We start from the raw sequence: 14,783 nt of genomic DNA on the forward strand, positions 1-14,783 counted from the left end.
CCCGTGTCCCCGCCTCAACGTTTCGGATCAGTAGGCGCCGACGAGGCCCAGGGCCGCCACGTGCAGCGGCGGCAGCAGATAGCCCTGCACGCCCTGTATGATCAGCAGGGCCACGATCGGGGTCAGGTCCATGCCGCCCAGCGGCGGGATGATCCGGCGCAGCGGAGCCAGAACCGGTCCGGTGAACCGGTCCAGGAACTCGGCCACCTGGGCGACGAAGCGATTGCGGTAGTTGATGACGTCGAAGGCGAACAACCAGCTCAGGATCGCATTGGCGATGATGGCGAACAGCAGCAGCTGCAGCAGCGCGCCGATCAGAAAGAAGATGAAGCCGATGACGCCGGCGCCGATGCCCATGAGCGAATTCCTGTGAAACCTGTTCGCTTCTAGCGGCGCCGCCGTCGAACGCCAAGGTTTCCTCCGCGACCCGTTGACACCCCCTCAGCGCGCCGCTTATCTCGCCTCCTGCCTGTCGGTCGGGGCCGTAGCTCAGTTGGTAGAGCGCGTCGTTCGCAATGACGAGGTCAGGGGTTCGACTCCCCTCGGCTCCACCAAGGCATTCCCGGATCATCTCGTGACACGACGGGCGCAGGCCCGCCCTCGCGTCAGTTCTCGCGGTAGAAGTTGCAGTACCAGTCGACGAAACGGCCGACGCCGTCTTCCACGGGGGTGGTGGGGGCGTAGTCGAGGGCGGCCAGGGTGTCGGTGACGTCGGCTTCGGTATTGGCCACGTCGCCGTCCTGCATGGGCATGAGGTTAAGCTTGGCCTTGCGACCCAGTTTCTCCTCCAGCACCTCAATGTAGCGCATCAGGGCGACGGGGCGGCCGGCGCCGAGGTTGAGGATGCGCCAGGGGGCGACGCCGCTGGTGGCCGGGTTGGGGGCGGTGGCGTCCCAGGTCGGGTCGATGGCGGCGGGGCGGTCCAGCGCCGCGATCACGCCGGTGACGATGTCGTCGACGTAGGTGAAGTCGCGGCTCATCTTACCTTCGCCGTAAACGTCGATGGGCTCGTCCTTGAGGATGGCGCGGGTGAATTTGAACAGGGCCATGTCCGGCCGGCCCCACGGTCCATAGACGGTGAAGAAGCGCAGGCCCGTGGCCGGGAAGCCGAACAGGTGGGCGTAGGAATGGGCCATGGCCTCATTGGCCAGCTTGGTCGCGGCATAGACGGTCAGCGGGTGGTCGGCCGGATCGCGCACCGAGAACGGCAGGGCGGCGTTGGCGCCGAAGACCGAGCTGGTCGAGGCGAAGACCAGGTTGGCGGCCTTCACCGCGCGGCAACCCTCGAGGATGCTGAGGAAGCCGACGACGTTGGAATCGACATAGGTCTCCGGCGCTTCGAGGCTGTAGCGGACCCCGGCCTGGGCGGCGAGGTGGACGACGCGGCGCGGCTTGTGCTCGGCGAACAGGGCGGCGACGCCGGCGCGGTCGGCCAGGTCGAGCGTGTGGTGGAGATAGGCTGGATAGGCCTGAAGCTGGGCCAGGCGGGCGTGTTTGAGCGCCGGGTCGTAGTAGGCGTTGAGGTTGTCCAGACCGATGACCGTCTCGCCGCGCTCCAGCAGCCGACGCGCGGTGTGGAAGCCGATGAAGCCGGCGGAGCCGGTGACGAGGACGGGATCAGTGGACATCAGGCTGCGATAGACGGTTGGACACGGTTTCGCCAGCGGGCGGTCAGGACCGGGCCTCGGCCGGCGTGGGTGCGGGCTCGGCGAAGCGGGCGGCGAGGCTGAGACCGCAGGCCAGGATCAGACAGGCGGCGGCGCCGATCAGGAACGGCCGGATTGCGCTGACAGGCGGGCTCAACGGACGCAGGAACAGCAGGGCCAGCAGGCCAATCAGGGCCAGGGCGCCGGGCAGATCCATGCCGACGCCGAGGAAGACGAAATGGCCCAGGCCCATCAGCCAGGCGCCGCCGAGCACGCCCGCGACGGCGGCGGGGATCAGGCTAGTGGAGCGGGTCAGATCGGGGCTGATCAGGGCGGCGAGCGCGGCGGCGACGGCGGCCAGCAGGGCGGGCCAGACGAACAGCAGGGCGGCCTCGGGGGCGGCGCCCTGAACCGCGCAGCCGAGCAGGAAGACGAGGGCGATCAGGCCCAGCCAACCGCCCCAGGTCGTGGTGGCGGCCTTGACCGGCCACAGCGACAGGGCGACGGCGATGACGCCCGCGCCGAGCATGACCGGGCTGAAGCCGCCGATCAGCAGGGTCAGAAGCGTCAGGACGGCGACGGTCCCGGCGATCACGCGCGGACGTGCCCGGCGCGCCCCGGTCAGGAACAGCAGGGCCAGGGCGAGGATGGTCAGGACGGCCCCCGCCTCCATCCACGGCAGGCGATGCAGCAGGACATAGTAGGTCTCGGACGAGGCGGCGCGGCTCGACATCGGCCCGGCCAGCAGGCGCACGGCCTGGGCCAGGACCAGTCCGGCTGACAGGAACCACAGCCCGTCCAGCAGGCCGCGTCCGACCTGTGTGGCGGTCAGGCCGACAGCGCGGCGCGCGCGCCAGGCGGCGAAGCCGCCGAGCAAGGCGGTCAGGCCCAGCAGGCCCCAACCCATGGCCGTCGAATGGCTGAGCATCCAGCGGCCGAAGACGTCGGCATAGACGGTGTTCGGTCCCTTGGCGGGCAGGGCGGGAGCGCGCAGCAGGGCGTCGGCGGCCTCCAGCGCCTGAGAGCCGAGGTGCTGCAAAGCGCCCTGATCGAGATTGGCAGGGGTGGCGTCGGCGGAGTGGTACTGGGCCGGGCGGCCGATGAAGGCGAAGTTCAGCCCGCCGACGCCGCGTTCCTTGGGAATGGTGAAGTCGGTGCCGTTGGGCATCTGTTCGTACATGAAGACGGCGAGCGACGTGGCGGTGGTCCCGCCGTCGGCGCGGGCGGCGGCGCGGCGGAACAGGTCGACGGTGGGGCCGGCCTCGCGCCCGGTTTCGAACATGGCGGCGCGGCCGCCGCCGCCGCGCGCCTCGAGGTTGACCACGGCGCCGATGCGGTCGCGCAGCGGATGGCCGCCGAAGAAGATGCGAGCGCCGTCCAGGCCTAGTTCCTCGGCGTCGGTCAGCAGGACGACCAGGTCGCGTTCGATCGGACCGCGCGCCTGGACGGCGCGGACGGCCTCCAGCACGGCGCCGACGCCGGTGGAATCGTCGGCCGCGCCGGGCGAGCCGACCACGGTGTCATAGTGGGCCATCAGCATGACGGCGGGCTGGCTGCGGTCCTTGCCCGGCAGAACGCCGATCAGATTGATCGCCTGATTGTTCGCGGCGTCGGGATCTCCGCCGGCCTTCTTCAGGCGCTGGATCGCGCCGGGGGACAGCGGCCCGCTTTGCTCCTCCGGCGACAGGCCCAGCTGGGTCATTCGGGCGCTCAGATAGGCGCGGACGCGGGCGTGCTCGGCCGAGCCGACCGGATGCGGGGCGCGGGCGATCTGTTCAATGTCGGTCATGGCTCGCGCGGCCGAGAAGGCAGCAGCGGGGGCGTCGGCGGGCCGGGGTTTCGGGACTTGGGTGGTCCAGACCGCCAGCAGGAAGGCGAGCGTCAGCGATCCGAACAGCAGAGCCAGCCGCATGTGAAAGATCCTCCCCGATCCCGGAGACAGTAAGGCCAAGCTGGCGTCGGATGGCAAGAGGGCGACGGCAGGTCTCCCCGCCGCCGCCCTCCGATGCGATCCGCCGTGAAGGCTTAGAAGCGCTTCGACAGCTCCACGCCGTACATGCGCGGCTCGTTGACGAAGGCCGTCAGGTTGTTGAAGTCGATGGCGCCGATGACGTTGGCCTCGTCCGTGATGTTGCGCACGTAGGCTGCCGCCTCCAGGCCACGGCTCAGGTCGCGCCAGCCCGCGCGCAGGCCGCCTTCGAAGTTGGCGTCCTGACGGAACTCGACCGCCTCATAGAGGAAGAGGTTGAAGTCCTTCTGCATCACCCAGTCGGTCGAGGCGAACAGCTCCTGGGCGTCGCCGAGGGGGCGAACGTAGGACAGGGTCAGGTTGGCCGAATATTCCGGCGCCTGGGGGAAGGGGTTGCCGTCGATGGCGGCGCGGTCGCTGGCGCCCACCTTCACGATCGGGTCGGTGATGGTGCACAGGTGGTTGCCGCAGATGGCGACCAGCAGATCCTTGTCCTTGATCTCGGTGTGGTTCCAGGCCACGCCGCCGGCCAGGGTGAAGCCGGCGCCCAGATAGACGTCGCCGTCGATCTCCAGACCGTAGCCCTGACCCTTGTCGGCGTTGATCAGACGGTTGGAGTTGTCGACGCCGCCGATGGCCGTGAACTGCATGTCCTTGACGTCATACAGATAGGCGGTGGCGTTCAGACGGGCGCGGCCGTTCCACAGCCGCGACTTGAGGCCGGCCTCGTAGGACATGACGGTTTCGGAGTCGGCCGTGGTCAGGACCGGCAGGTTGCGGCCCTGGATCGACGGGCCGCGATAGCCGCTGGCCACGCGGGCGAACAGGTTCAGGCTGTCGTTGACTTCGTACAGGGCGCTGACGTCCCAGCTGACCTGCTCGTCGCCCACCGAGACCCGGCCCTCGGCGTTGGCGGGCGTGCCGATCACGATCTTACCGTGGTAGTCGCGGCTGTCGTCGGTGTAGCGCACGCCGCCGGTCAGCTTGAAGGCGTCCGTGACCTGATAATTGGCCTGGCCGAAGATCGACCAGGAGTCCGACTTCTGCACGATGTCGGTGGCCTTGGTCGGGATCAGACCGCCGACGCCGTTGAAGGTGCCGGAGACCAGGTTGATGCGCTCGTCCCAGTAGAAGGCGCCGACCTGCCAGCCCAGACGGCCGTCGCCGTTCGAGGTCAGGCGCAGTTCATAGGTGTTCTGCAGCAGGTCGCTGGAAAGGGTGCCGGACTCGACGTTGAACGGGGTCTTGAAGCCCGAGCCGGCGGGCGCCGAGGCCACGCCGCCGTCGATGTCGCCGTCGCCCTGGCTGGAGCCCTGATAGGAGCCGACGACGCCGGTCAGGGTGGCGGGGCCGAAGTCATAGGCGACCTGCAGCGACTGCGAGGTGGTCTTCTGCTTCTGGAAGTTGTTGCGGCCGCCGTCATACCAGACCGTCTCGCGGTCGAAGTTGTCGTTCAGCTTGTTCGAGCCCTTGGTCAGGACGTTGGCGCGGTTCATCGTGCCCGTGCCCTCGTAGTCGCGGGCCTGCAGGGTCAGCAGGGTCGACAGGCGCTCGGTCGGGGTCCAGGCGACGTGAACGCGGCCGGCGATGTCGTCGAAATTGCCGAGATCCTTGCCGTCCTTCTTGGCGAAGGGGGCGTCCCAGGCGTTGTTGATGTAGTCGTCGCGGTGGTTCCACAGAGCGGCGACGCGGACCGACAGGGTGTCCGAGGCCGGCAGGGTGACGGCGGCTTCAGTGCGGGTCGAGCCGTAGTTGCCGTAGGTCAGCGAGCCGTAGCCGGTGAAGTCCTGGCCGGGCTTGGTCGTGTCGATCTTGATCACGCCGGCCGGGGTGTTGCGGCCGAACAGGGTGCCCTGCGGGCCGCGCAGGACTTCCAGCTGCTTCACGTCGAACAGGGGGAAGCCCTTCAGATAGACGCTCTCCAGAACGATGTCGTCCATCACCATCGAGACCGGCTGCGAGGCGGTGAAGTCGAAGTCCACATTGCCGAGGCCGCGGATGTAGAAGCGCGGGGCGTAGCGGCCGTTCGAGCTTTCAACCTGCAGGCTGGGCACGCGCCCCGACAGGCTGAGAATGTCGGCGCCCCCGGCCGAAATGGCGGTCAGGGTCTCGGTGTTCATCGCCGTGACGGCGAAGGGGACGTCGCGGATATTTTCGCTGCGGCGCTGGGCGGTGACGACGATCTCGTCGATGCTGACAGCCTGTTCGGCGGCGTCTGCGGTCTGGGCCATGGCCGGGGCGGCGAGGAGCAGGGCGAGGCCGCTGGCGGAGGCGGCGAGAGCGGAGAGGCGAGGGGACATGGGGGGAGGGTCCTCGTTGAAACTGGCCGAGGGCCTAGGTTCACAGCGACGCTTTTTCCAGTCTGGAAGAGGGGCGGTCGATGAAGCTTTCGCGACACGGCCACGCTGCGGCAAAACTCGACGTTGCAAGCGCCGCCGCGGCCCTCCCGGCATTGTGCGCCGCAATAGGCCATGCGAAACGGCAGGGCTGCGCCGCCGTCAGGGCGAAGAAACGCTCGTCGCGCCGGGCGCGGCCTGACAGGAACCTGCGCATGTCGATCCCCATGCTTCACCGCCGCCGTCTGTTCCAGCTGATGGCCGGCGCCGCCGTCGCCCCGGGTCTGGGCGCGCTGGCGCCGTCCGGACAGGCGCAGGCGATCGGCCGCATCCTGGCCATGTCGGATCTGCACTCGGCCTATGAGCGGACGGGGCAGTTGCTGGCGGCGCTGGAGGCCGAGATCGAGGGCTCGGATGCGCCGCATCTGATTGCGATCGACGGCGATATCTTCGAGCATGGCAACGTCGTCTCGGTGCGCTCGGGCGGGGTCATCGACTGGGCCTTCCTCGGCGAACTGCCGAAGCTGGCGCCCACGGTGGTCAATCTGGGCAACCACGACAACGACCTGACGCCGGACCTGCACGAGGTGGTGGCGCGGATGCGGTCTCTGGGCGTTCTGGTGGTCAGCAACATCATCGACGCCCGCACCGGCCAGGCCTACGCGGAGGCCGCCGTGACCGTGCCGCTGGGCCAGCGGTCGCTGCGCATTATCGGGGCGGGGACGGATTCGCTGAACACCTATCCCAAGGCCAGCCGCGACTGGCTGAGCATCCCAGAACCCGGAGCATGGGCGCAGGCCAACCTGGCCCGTCTGCTGGACGACGCCGACCTGATGCTGGTGATGAGCCATGCGGGCGTGGCGGGGGATCGCGACATCCTGCCACTGCTGCCCGACGGCGCCCTGATGATCGGCGGGCATAACCACCTGCTGTTCCAGCACGAGCAGGGCCGCAGCGCCTACGCCCACACCGGGTCGTGGAGCAACGCCTATACGACGGCGACCCTGTACGCCGATGGCCGGATCACGGTCGGTTCGACGGCGGTGAACCTGGACGCCGCGCCGTCGCCGCGCATCGCGGACCTGATCGCCGCGACCCTGGCGACGACCCTGACCGATGAAGAGAAGGCTGTGATCGGCGTCAGCCCGCGCGCCTTGACTCTGGGCGAGACGGGCCGGGCGGTCGCCGCCGCCATGGCTCGGGCGGCGGGCGCGGAGGCGGGCTTCATTGGCCACACCACCTTGGGCACGGGCCTGCCGGCGGGGCCGGTGACGCGCTACGCGTTCGACGCCGTGGTGCGGTTCGACGGGAAACTGATGGTCGCGGAGGTGTCGCCGGAGCGGCTGGCGGGCTTCATGGCGCGGGCCAATCAGGACCGGCCCATGCCCTTGGCCGAGCGCAGCGGCGACTTCGTCTATGGGGCGGCGAGCGACGTGGCGGGCAAGCCGACCGTGCGTCTGGTCACGACCGACTGGTGCGCCTTGAACCAGGCCGAGTATTTCGGCGCGACCGATCTGGTCTTCAGGGAGGTTCCTGACGCGCGGGTCAAGGCGGCGGCCGCAGCCGGGCTGCTAGGCGGCGCGGCGTAGGGCCGAGGGGGCCTTTACGTAGAGGCCCTTGCGACCGGCGACTGGACGGAAGGCGATGCTGTCGCCCTCGGGGCGTTCATCGACGCCCAGGAAGAGGCAGCCGTCATCCACCAACTGGCGTTCCAGCCTTTCCAGCACGCGAGCGCGATGCGCCGGTTCCAGGTCGCTGAGGACGTTGCGGCAGAAGATCACGTCGAACCTTCCGTCGTCGGTCGGTTCGTCCAGCAGGTTAGCGCGCTCGAACCTGATGGCGCTGCGCAGTTCCGGGCGGGCGCGCCACTGCTCGTCGGCCTGCTCGAACCAGCGCAGCATGGTCCGGGCCGACAGGCCGCGCTGAATCTCGAACGAGGTGTAGAGGCCCGAGTGCGCCTTCTCGATCGACAGGCGCGACAGGTCGGTGGCGACAATCTCGACGTCGGCGCTGTTCTCCAGCGCGGCGATGGCCAGGGAATAGGCTTCCTGGCCGGTCGAAGCGCCGGCGGACCATAGTCGGACCTTGCCGCCGGGGCGGGCGGCGGTCAGGGCGGGCATGAGTTCGCGCGAAAAGACGTCGAAGACGGCGCGGTCGCGGCGGAACCAGGTCTCGCCGTTCAGCAGGGCCTCGATCACGGACCACCCCAGAGAGGCGACGGGCTGGCTCCACAGCGAGGACAGCATGGCCTCGACGTTGTGGTAGCCCTCGCGCCGCGCCACGGGGCCCAGGCGATGCTCAGCCAGATGCATCCGGTCGCGGGTCAGCCGAAAGCCGGCGCGGGACGCCAGCAAGGTCTGAAGGCGATCGAAATCCTCCGGCGTCATGACGGTGACTGAACAGCTCCCACTTCGGCGAGTTTGGAATGAAGGATCTCGCCGTCGAAAGGCTTCATAACATAGTCGTCGGCTCCTGCGGACAGGGCTTCTGCAATCCGGTCGGCGCGGGTCTCGACGGTGCAGAACAGGACCTTGGGCGCACGACCGCCCGGCAGGTCGCGTAGGCGGCGCAGGAAGCTGAGGCCGTCCATGACCGGCATCTGCCAGTCCAGCAGCACAACATGGGGCATGACGCCCATGCAGTAGGTCAGGGCTTCGGCCCCGTCGGCGGCCTCCGCCACCTCGAAGCCGAGGCCCTCGACGATGCGGCGCGCGACCTTGCGGATGATCCGGCTGTCATCGACGATCAGGCAGGTCTGGAAGTCCATGGACTCTATCTCGCTTCGCGCGAACCCACAGCGCGCCATGCGCCATGATCGTTCCTGGGGGCCGTTGCGGACATCAGAGCGGGGTCTGGGCGATCAGGCCGACGCGGCCTTCGTCGGCGGCGATGTCCAGACGACCGCCAGCCTCATTGACCGCCAGCCACAGCCAGTAGGGCTGGATCCACTGTCCGGCCAGGCCCTCGGTCAGACGCTCGCCCTTCAGGCCGGTCAGGGCCTCGGGCTTGAGGCGGGCGCGGGCGCCCTCGGCCGAACCGATCAACTGCAGGCGCTCGCCGTCTTGGCGGGCCGTGATGGTGGCGACGCCGCCGGTCGGCAGGGCGCCCAGGGTCATCCAGGCCAGGTTGATCAGGATGCGAGCCTGGGGCTTGGTGAAGGTCGCGCCGTCGCCGATGCGCCAGTCCAAGGTGGCGCGACCCCCCTCGTAGAGACCGCCCACCAGACCGCGCAGATCGACCGAGGCGAATTGTTCGCTGGTCGTGGCGGCGCCGAAGGCCACGCGGGCGAAGTGGACGTGAGCGACCATCTTGCGGGCGCTCTGGCGGATCAGGCTCATGGCGTCGTCGCGCATGTCCTGCGCCGTGGGGTCTTCCAGAAGGTCCAGGCCCGACATGATGGCGCCCGCCGGGCTGATGAAGTCGTGGCACAGCTTGCCGGCGATGAAGGCGGCCAGTTCGGCGCCGCCCGCGGGCAGGTCGGCGATCGCGAGCTCGGGCGCGGACGGTTGTGCGGAAAAATCGGAAAGGGTCATCGCTCGGACGGTCTGCTGTCGGGAATGGTTAAGGCTGACCTGATTTGCCGGTTCATGAAACCGGGCGCATGGGCTATCGAGGCGGAGACATGACGCACGCTCTTGAGACCGACCTCGCTTCCGGCGCCCTCGCCGAGATCATCACCGACATCGCCGAGGAGGCCGCGCGCCTGATCCTGCCCTACTGGCGGGTGGGAACGACGGTCGAGACCAAGTCCGACGCCAGTCCGGTGACCGAGGCGGACCGCGCCGCCGAGGCCCTGATCCTGCAGCGGCTGGCCGAGCGCTGGCCGGGCGTGCAGACCGTGGCCGAAGAGGCTGTGGCCGCCGACGGCGCGCCTGCTTCGGTCAGCGACTGGTTCTGGCTGATCGACCCGCTGGACGGGACCAAGGGCTTTGTTCAGGGCCGAGAAAGCTTCACCGTCAACATCGCCCTGATCCACCGCGACCGCCCCGTCGCTGGCGTGGTGACGGCGCCGGCGTCGAGCGTCAGCTGGGCCTCGACGGCGCCGGGCAAGGGCGCGGTGCGCCGCGTCTTCGGCGAGGCCTGGCGCCCGATCAAGGTGCGCGCCCAGCCGGCCGAGGGCATCGCTCTTCTCAGCCACAGCATGACCGACGAGGAGGCCGCGCGTCTGGCCGCACGTCACGGCTGCACCCAGTGGCAGGGCACGGATTCATCCTTGAAGTTCTGCCTCATCGCCGAGGGGCGCTTCGACGCCTATCCGCGCACCGGCCCGACCAGCGAGTGGGATACCGCCGCGGGTCAGGCGGTGCTGGAGGCGGCCGGCGGGCGTGTCCTGGGCGCGGATGGACAGCGGCTGGCCTATGGCAAGCCGGGCTTCCTCAACGGACCGTTCGTGGCGATGGGCGGCTAGGCGACCGCCGAGCCGACCCTGGCCATTTCGATCTGGGCCGAGAGGCCGGGCGGCAGGTCGCGCTCGGGTACGGCGGCCAGGGCTTCCATCCGTTCGGGATTGATCGCCTCCACGATGACGCTGCCGATCGCCGGGTCCGTCAGGGTGAAGGCCAGGCAGATCTCTTCAGCGTTCCAGTTCGGGGTCTGGTGCAGGAAGGCGAAGGAGCCGGCGTTGGCCATGCCTGTCTCCGCCGGCTTGGCGCCGAAGCCGAACAGGCCCTTTTTCTTGGGCTGGACGCCGGCGCCCGCCGCCTTGCGTTCGGTCGACAGGCTTTCCGGAAAATAGTCATAGGTGAAGATGGCCATGTCGCGCTCGCGCGCGGCCCGCATCCGCGAGCGGATGCGCCACTCCACATTGGCGTGGAAGGGGGTGTAGAGAACGTCAAAAGCGCCCGTCGAGACATAGATGTCCATCACCGGAGAGTCGCCGGAGACGCCCAGCAGCTTGACGTGACCGGCTTTGCGCAGGGCCTTGAGCGCGATCAGCGAGGCTTGCGGCAGCTCATCGTCCGCCGGCTCGTCCAGCACGGCGACATCGAACCAGCCCAGACCTGAGGCGTGCAGAGCGTGGTCGATCGAGCTGCTGAGGCTGTCTGCCGAGAAGTCGCGGAAGCCCCTCTTTCGGCCGTCGCCGACGCCGAGAGTGACGCCGACGCAGACCAGGCGGCGCTCGACGTGGCCCAGGGCTTCGCCGACGATCTCGGCCAGAACCGGATCCGCGTTTTCAAGGTGGTAGGAGTTCACCCCCGCCTCGAGCGCGGTGAAGATGAGTTCGCTGAGGGCGGTGCGGCCGCGCCCGAGCGCTTCTGCGCCGAGCGACAGCGTCAGGTTGGACACCGCCGCGCCCGTGGCGCCGAACGGGCGATACCGCATGCTCAGCCGACCTCGGCGGGGGCGGAGGTCTCCAGCGCCAGAGCGTGCAGTTCACCGCCCATCTGGCCCTTCAGCGCACCGTAAACCAGTTGGTGCTGACGCACGCGGGGCAGGCCCTTGAAGGCGGTGGAGACGATCCTGGCGCGATAGTGGTCGCCGTCGCCGGCTAGGTCCTCGATAGCGATGTCCGCATCGGGGAAGGCCTCGACCAGATGGGCGCGAAGGACGTCGGCGGACATGGGCATGAAGCTACTCGCGAAACCGGAAGATCGGTTCTGAACTGTAAAACCTAAAGAGGTGCGCGTCGTCTGTCAGCCCGCAACCGCGCGGGGGCGTTCAAACAGGGTGACGCGCGACTCCTTGTAGTCGGTCTCGGCGTAGGCGCGGTAGCCGACCCGTTCGGCCAGTTTGATCGAAGGCGTATTGTCGGGCGAGATCATGCAGACGGTGCGCGGCTCCAGCCGATAGGCGTCGGTCCAGGCTAGGGCCGCCTGAAGCGCCTCGTAAGCCAGACCCTGACCCTGGAAGGCGGGCGCCACGCCCCAACCCAGTTCCGGCGCGTCGAAGGCCGGCGTCATCTCGCGGCGATAGTCCAGCACGCCGACGCTGCCGACATAGGCCCCCGTGTCCGACTCGCGGATCGTCCAATTGCCATAGCCCTTGGCCTGCCAATGACCGAGGTCGCGCAGCAGCCGGAACCAGACCTCTTCTTCCGAAAGACCGCGCCCCATGATGTGGCGGGTGAAGTCGGCGTCGGCCCACAGGCCGATCAGCTCGTCCATGTCGCCGACGGCGACCGGCGTCAGGGTCAGGCGGTCGGTGGTCAGGACGGTCACATCAAACCCAGTTGCTTGAAGCTGGCCACGCCTTCGCGGCCGACGATGAGGTGGTCGTGGACCTGAAGGCCGAGCGCGCGCGCGGCCTCGATCACCTGCTTGGTCATGTCTATGTCGGCGCGGCTGGGGGTCGGGTCGCCCGAGGGGTGGTTGTGGACGATGATCATGGCGCTGGCCGACAGTTCCAGCGCCCGGCGGACCACCTCGCGCGGATAGACGGGGGCGTGGTCGACCGTGCCCCGGTTCTGGATCTCGTCGAGGATCAACTGGTTCTTCTTGTCGAGGTAGAGGACGCGAAACTGCTCGCGCGGCTCGTGCTGTAGCGACAGGCGTACATAGGCCAGAAGCGCGGTCCAGGACGAGATGACGGTGCGCTTGTTGGCCTCTTCCTTGGCCACGCGACGCGAGACCTCGTGCAGGGCGGCCAGGTCCAGGGCGGTTTCGGCGCCGACGCCCTTGGAACGGCCGCGCGAGTCCTCGGCGCGCACGGTCATCAGGTCCTCGACCGAGGCGGCCAGGACGGCGGCCAGGGAGCCGAAGCGGGTCAGCAGGGCCTTGGCGATCGGCTTGACGTCGCCCTGCGGCTGGCTGCGGAACAGGAAGAGCTCCAGCAGCTCATAGTCGGGCAGATGATGGATCCCCGCGCCGCGCGCGCGTTCGCGCAGCCGTTCGCGATGACCGGCGTGGTGCGGCTTGGCCTGCTTTGGAATTGCTCCCGCGACGCCGTCGGACACGATGCCCCCATCCGCTCATCCCCGCGGAGGCGGGGACCCAGTCCTGGGGCCGGACGCTAACTTGTCCGTCGCAGGGATCAAGCGCTGGATTGCGGGGCCAAAGCTCTGGGTCCCCGCCTCCGCGGGGATGAGCGGGGCCTAGAATTTCGGGCGGAACAGGCCCTTCGGCGAGGCCGAGAAGATTTCCAGCCCGTCTTCCGTCACCCCGATGGTGTGCTCGCACTGCGACGACAGCGACTTGTCGCGGGTTACGGCGGTCCAGCCGTCCGACAGCACCTTCACCGCCGGCTTGCCCAGGTTCACCATCGGCTCGACGGTGAAGAACATGCCGGGCTTCAGCACGGCGCCCTCGCCGCGACGGCCGTAGTGCAGGACGTTGGGGCTGTCGTGGAAGACGCGGCCGATGCCGTGGCCGCAGAAGTCACGGACCACGCTCATGCGTTGGGCTTCGACGAATTTCTGAATGGCGTAGCCGATGTCGCCGAAGGTGTTGCCCGGCTTGACCTGGGCCAGGCCCAGTTCCAGCGCGTCGTAGGTGACGTCGATCAGCTTTTTCGACCGGGCGTTGATCTCGCCGACCGGATACATGCGGCTCGAGTCGCCATGCCAGCCGTCGACGATGACGGTGTGGTCGATGTTGACGATGTCGCCTTCCTTCAGAACCTTGTCGCCGGGAATGCCGTGGCAGACGACGTGGTTGATCGAGGTGCAGATCGTCTTGGTGTAGCCCTTGTAGCCGAGGCAGGCGGGGATGCCGCCGCGGGCCAGGGTGAACTCGCGCACCAGATCGTCCAGTTCGCCGGTGGTGACGCCCGGTTTCACATGCTCGCCGATCATGTCCAGCGCCTCGGCGACCAGGCGGCCGGCCTTGCGCATGCCCTCGAAGGCGTCCGCGTCGTGGATGCGGATTTCGTGGCTGCGGACGAAGGCGTCGTTATCCAGGTCGGGGGTCTCGTACATGATCTGCTTTCGGGCGGGCCGCAGAAGGGGAGGGCGCGGCTGGGTGCTTTTACTCTGGGGTCAGATGGCCAACCTAGCACAAAACCTCAAGCCCGTCAGGCGGCGCCGATGACGCGGCGCGGCGCGCTCCCTATGTGGGAGCCATGAACGCTCAAGCTGCTCCGACCGCCGCTGTCCTGATCATCGGCGATGAAATCCTTTCCGGCCGGACCAGGGACGTGAATCTGAACACCATAGCCCGCTTTCTGGCGGCGCTGGGGATCGACCTGATGGAGGCGCGCACCGTCGGCGACCGTCAGGCTCAGATTGTCGGGGCTCTGAACGCCCTGCGCCAGGCCTATGACTATGTCCTGACGACGGGCGGCATCGGCCCGACCCATGATGATATCACCGCCGACGCCGTGGGCGCCGCCTTCGGCGTGGCGGTGGCCGAGCATCCCGAGGCCCTGGCCATCCTGGAGCGACGCTACGGGCCGGGCGAGTTCAACGCGGCGCGGCGGCGGATGGCGCGCATTCCCGAGGGCGGCAGCCTGATCGCCAATCCTGCTACGGATGCGCCGGGCTTCCAGATCGGCAATGTCTTCGTCATGGCCGGCGTGCCCAAGATCATGGAGGCCATGCTGCAGGACGTGGCCCCGCGCCTGCGCACCGGGGCGGTGGTCCACGCTCGGACGATCCGGGTTGTCGGCGTCGGCGAAAGCGCCATCGCCGAGGTTCTGCGGGCCGCCGCCGAGGCGCGGCCCGACCTGTCGTATGGAAGCTATCCGTTCGGCTTCGGAACGGATGGAGAGGTGGGAACCCAGTTGGTGATCCGTGGCCGAGAGCGGGCCGAAGTTGACGCTGCGGAACACGATCTTTCCCAAGAACTGCGTTACTTGGGCATTGATATTGCCGTAACGTAAGCTCACCAAGGTGTGAAATTGTGCGACATCGCCGCCACGGTTTCGCCGATTTGCGGTCCGACAGGGGCCTTGGAGGCA

The 14,783-nt window shown here is 68.4% G+C and carries 16 protein-coding genes and 1 tRNA gene; 4 read left to right on the forward strand and 13 right to left on the reverse strand.

Going from position 1 to position 14,783, the window contains the following annotated elements; genetic code table 11:
* Positions 1–27: 27 nt before the first annotated feature.
* A complete protein-coding gene (locus HNP51_RS04235; RefSeq protein WP_184267383.1) occupies positions 28–357 on the reverse strand; it encodes a YggT family protein in 330 nt (109 codons plus the stop codon).
* Between the two features lie 121 nt (positions 358–478).
* Here HNP51_RS04235 and HNP51_RS04240 point away from each other — a divergent pair.
* Positions 479–554: transfer RNA gene (locus HNP51_RS04240), tRNA-Ala, on the forward strand.
* A gap of 51 nt (positions 555–605) precedes the next feature.
* Here the strand turns inward: HNP51_RS04240 and HNP51_RS04245 are convergent.
* From HNP51_RS04245 to HNP51_RS04260, 4 genes are all read right to left on the reverse strand, one after another.
* Positions 606–1,628, reverse strand: coding sequence for an NAD-dependent epimerase (locus tag HNP51_RS04245; RefSeq protein WP_184267385.1), 1,023 nt, complete (start codon positions 1,626–1,628; stop codon positions 606–608).
* Between the two features lie 43 nt (positions 1,629–1,671).
* A complete protein-coding gene (locus HNP51_RS04250; protein ID WP_184267387.1) occupies positions 1,672–3,558 on the reverse strand; it encodes a M20/M25/M40 family metallo-hydrolase in 1,887 nt (628 codons plus the stop codon).
* Between the two features lie 113 nt (positions 3,559–3,671).
* Positions 3,672–5,915, reverse strand: a complete 2,244-nt coding sequence (locus HNP51_RS04255) for a TonB-dependent receptor (protein ID WP_184267389.1) — start codon at positions 5,913–5,915, stop codon at positions 3,672–3,674.
* Between the two features lie 40 nt (positions 5,916–5,955).
* Positions 5,956–6,168: a hypothetical protein gene (locus HNP51_RS04260; RefSeq protein WP_184267391.1), complete on the reverse strand. Its 213-nt coding sequence runs from the start codon at positions 6,166–6,168 to the stop codon at positions 5,956–5,958.
* Here HNP51_RS04260 and HNP51_RS04265 point away from each other — a divergent pair.
* Positions 6,167–7,540, forward strand: coding sequence for a metallophosphoesterase (locus HNP51_RS04265; RefSeq protein ID WP_184267393.1), 1,374 nt, complete (start codon positions 6,167–6,169; stop codon positions 7,538–7,540). The two genes, HNP51_RS04260 and HNP51_RS04265, sit on opposite strands and share 2 nt — an antisense overlap.
* Here the strand turns inward: HNP51_RS04265 and HNP51_RS04270 are convergent.
* The 3 genes from HNP51_RS04270 to chpT form a co-directional block, all read right to left on the reverse strand.
* The gene (locus tag HNP51_RS04270) at positions 7,523–8,338 is read right to left on the reverse strand and encodes a protein-glutamate O-methyltransferase CheR (RefSeq protein WP_184267395.1); all 816 of its coding nucleotides are present in this window, start codon (positions 8,336–8,338) and stop codon (positions 7,523–7,525) included. The genes HNP51_RS04265 and HNP51_RS04270 overlap by 18 nt on opposite strands.
* The gene (locus HNP51_RS04275; protein WP_184267397.1) at positions 8,335–8,718 is read right to left on the reverse strand and encodes a response regulator; all 384 of its coding nucleotides are present in this window, start codon (positions 8,716–8,718) and stop codon (positions 8,335–8,337) included. The genes HNP51_RS04270 and HNP51_RS04275 overlap by 4 nt, the downstream gene beginning before the upstream one ends.
* A gap of 73 nt (positions 8,719–8,791) precedes the next feature.
* Positions 8,792–9,484 carry a histidine phosphotransferase ChpT gene (gene chpT / locus HNP51_RS04280; RefSeq protein WP_184267398.1) on the reverse strand — a complete coding sequence of 231 codons (693 nt, stop codon included), beginning with the start codon at positions 9,482–9,484 and terminating at the stop codon, positions 8,792–8,794.
* A gap of 89 nt (positions 9,485–9,573) precedes the next feature.
* Between chpT and cysQ the strand changes: the two genes are divergently transcribed.
* Positions 9,574–10,359: a 3'(2'),5'-bisphosphate nucleotidase CysQ gene (gene cysQ / locus HNP51_RS04285; protein ID WP_184267400.1), complete on the forward strand. Its 786-nt coding sequence runs from the start codon at positions 9,574–9,576 to the stop codon at positions 10,357–10,359.
* On the opposite strand, the gene HNP51_RS04290 is transcribed toward cysQ, so the two are convergent.
* The 5 genes from HNP51_RS04290 to map form a co-directional block, all read right to left on the reverse strand.
* Entirely contained in the window at positions 10,356–11,273 is a 918-nt protein-coding gene (locus tag HNP51_RS04290) for an aldo/keto reductase (RefSeq protein WP_184267402.1), read from the reverse strand. The two genes, cysQ and HNP51_RS04290, sit on opposite strands and share 4 nt — an antisense overlap.
* Positions 11,274–11,275: 2 nt before the next feature.
* Complete coding sequence (locus HNP51_RS04295; RefSeq protein ID WP_184267404.1) at positions 11,276–11,518, reverse strand: BolA/IbaG family iron-sulfur metabolism protein; 243 nt, start codon at positions 11,516–11,518, stop codon at positions 11,276–11,278.
* Positions 11,519–11,584: 66 nt separating this feature from the next.
* Entirely contained in the window at positions 11,585–12,109 is a 525-nt protein-coding gene (locus HNP51_RS04300; RefSeq protein ID WP_184267406.1) for a GNAT family N-acetyltransferase, read from the reverse strand.
* Complete coding sequence (gene radC, locus HNP51_RS04305) at positions 12,106–12,843, reverse strand: RadC family protein (protein ID WP_184267408.1); 738 nt, start codon at positions 12,841–12,843, stop codon at positions 12,106–12,108. Before radC ends, HNP51_RS04300 begins: the two co-directional genes overlap by 4 nt.
* 138 nt (positions 12,844–12,981) lie before the next feature.
* On the reverse strand, positions 12,982–13,803 hold the full coding sequence (map, locus tag HNP51_RS04310) for a type I methionyl aminopeptidase (RefSeq protein ID WP_184267410.1): 822 nt from the start codon (positions 13,801–13,803) through the stop codon (positions 12,982–12,984).
* Between the two features lie 143 nt (positions 13,804–13,946).
* On the opposite strand from map, the gene HNP51_RS04315 reads away from it, so the two are divergent.
* Positions 13,947–14,705, forward strand: coding sequence for a molybdopterin-binding protein (locus tag HNP51_RS04315; protein WP_184267413.1), 759 nt, complete (start codon positions 13,947–13,949; stop codon positions 14,703–14,705).
* Positions 14,706–14,783 lie beyond the last annotated feature (78 nt).

The organism is Brevundimonas bullata, assembly GCF_014207965.1.
In the GTDB taxonomy this organism is placed as follows: domain Bacteria; phylum Pseudomonadota; class Alphaproteobacteria; order Caulobacterales; family Caulobacteraceae; genus Brevundimonas; species Brevundimonas bullata_A.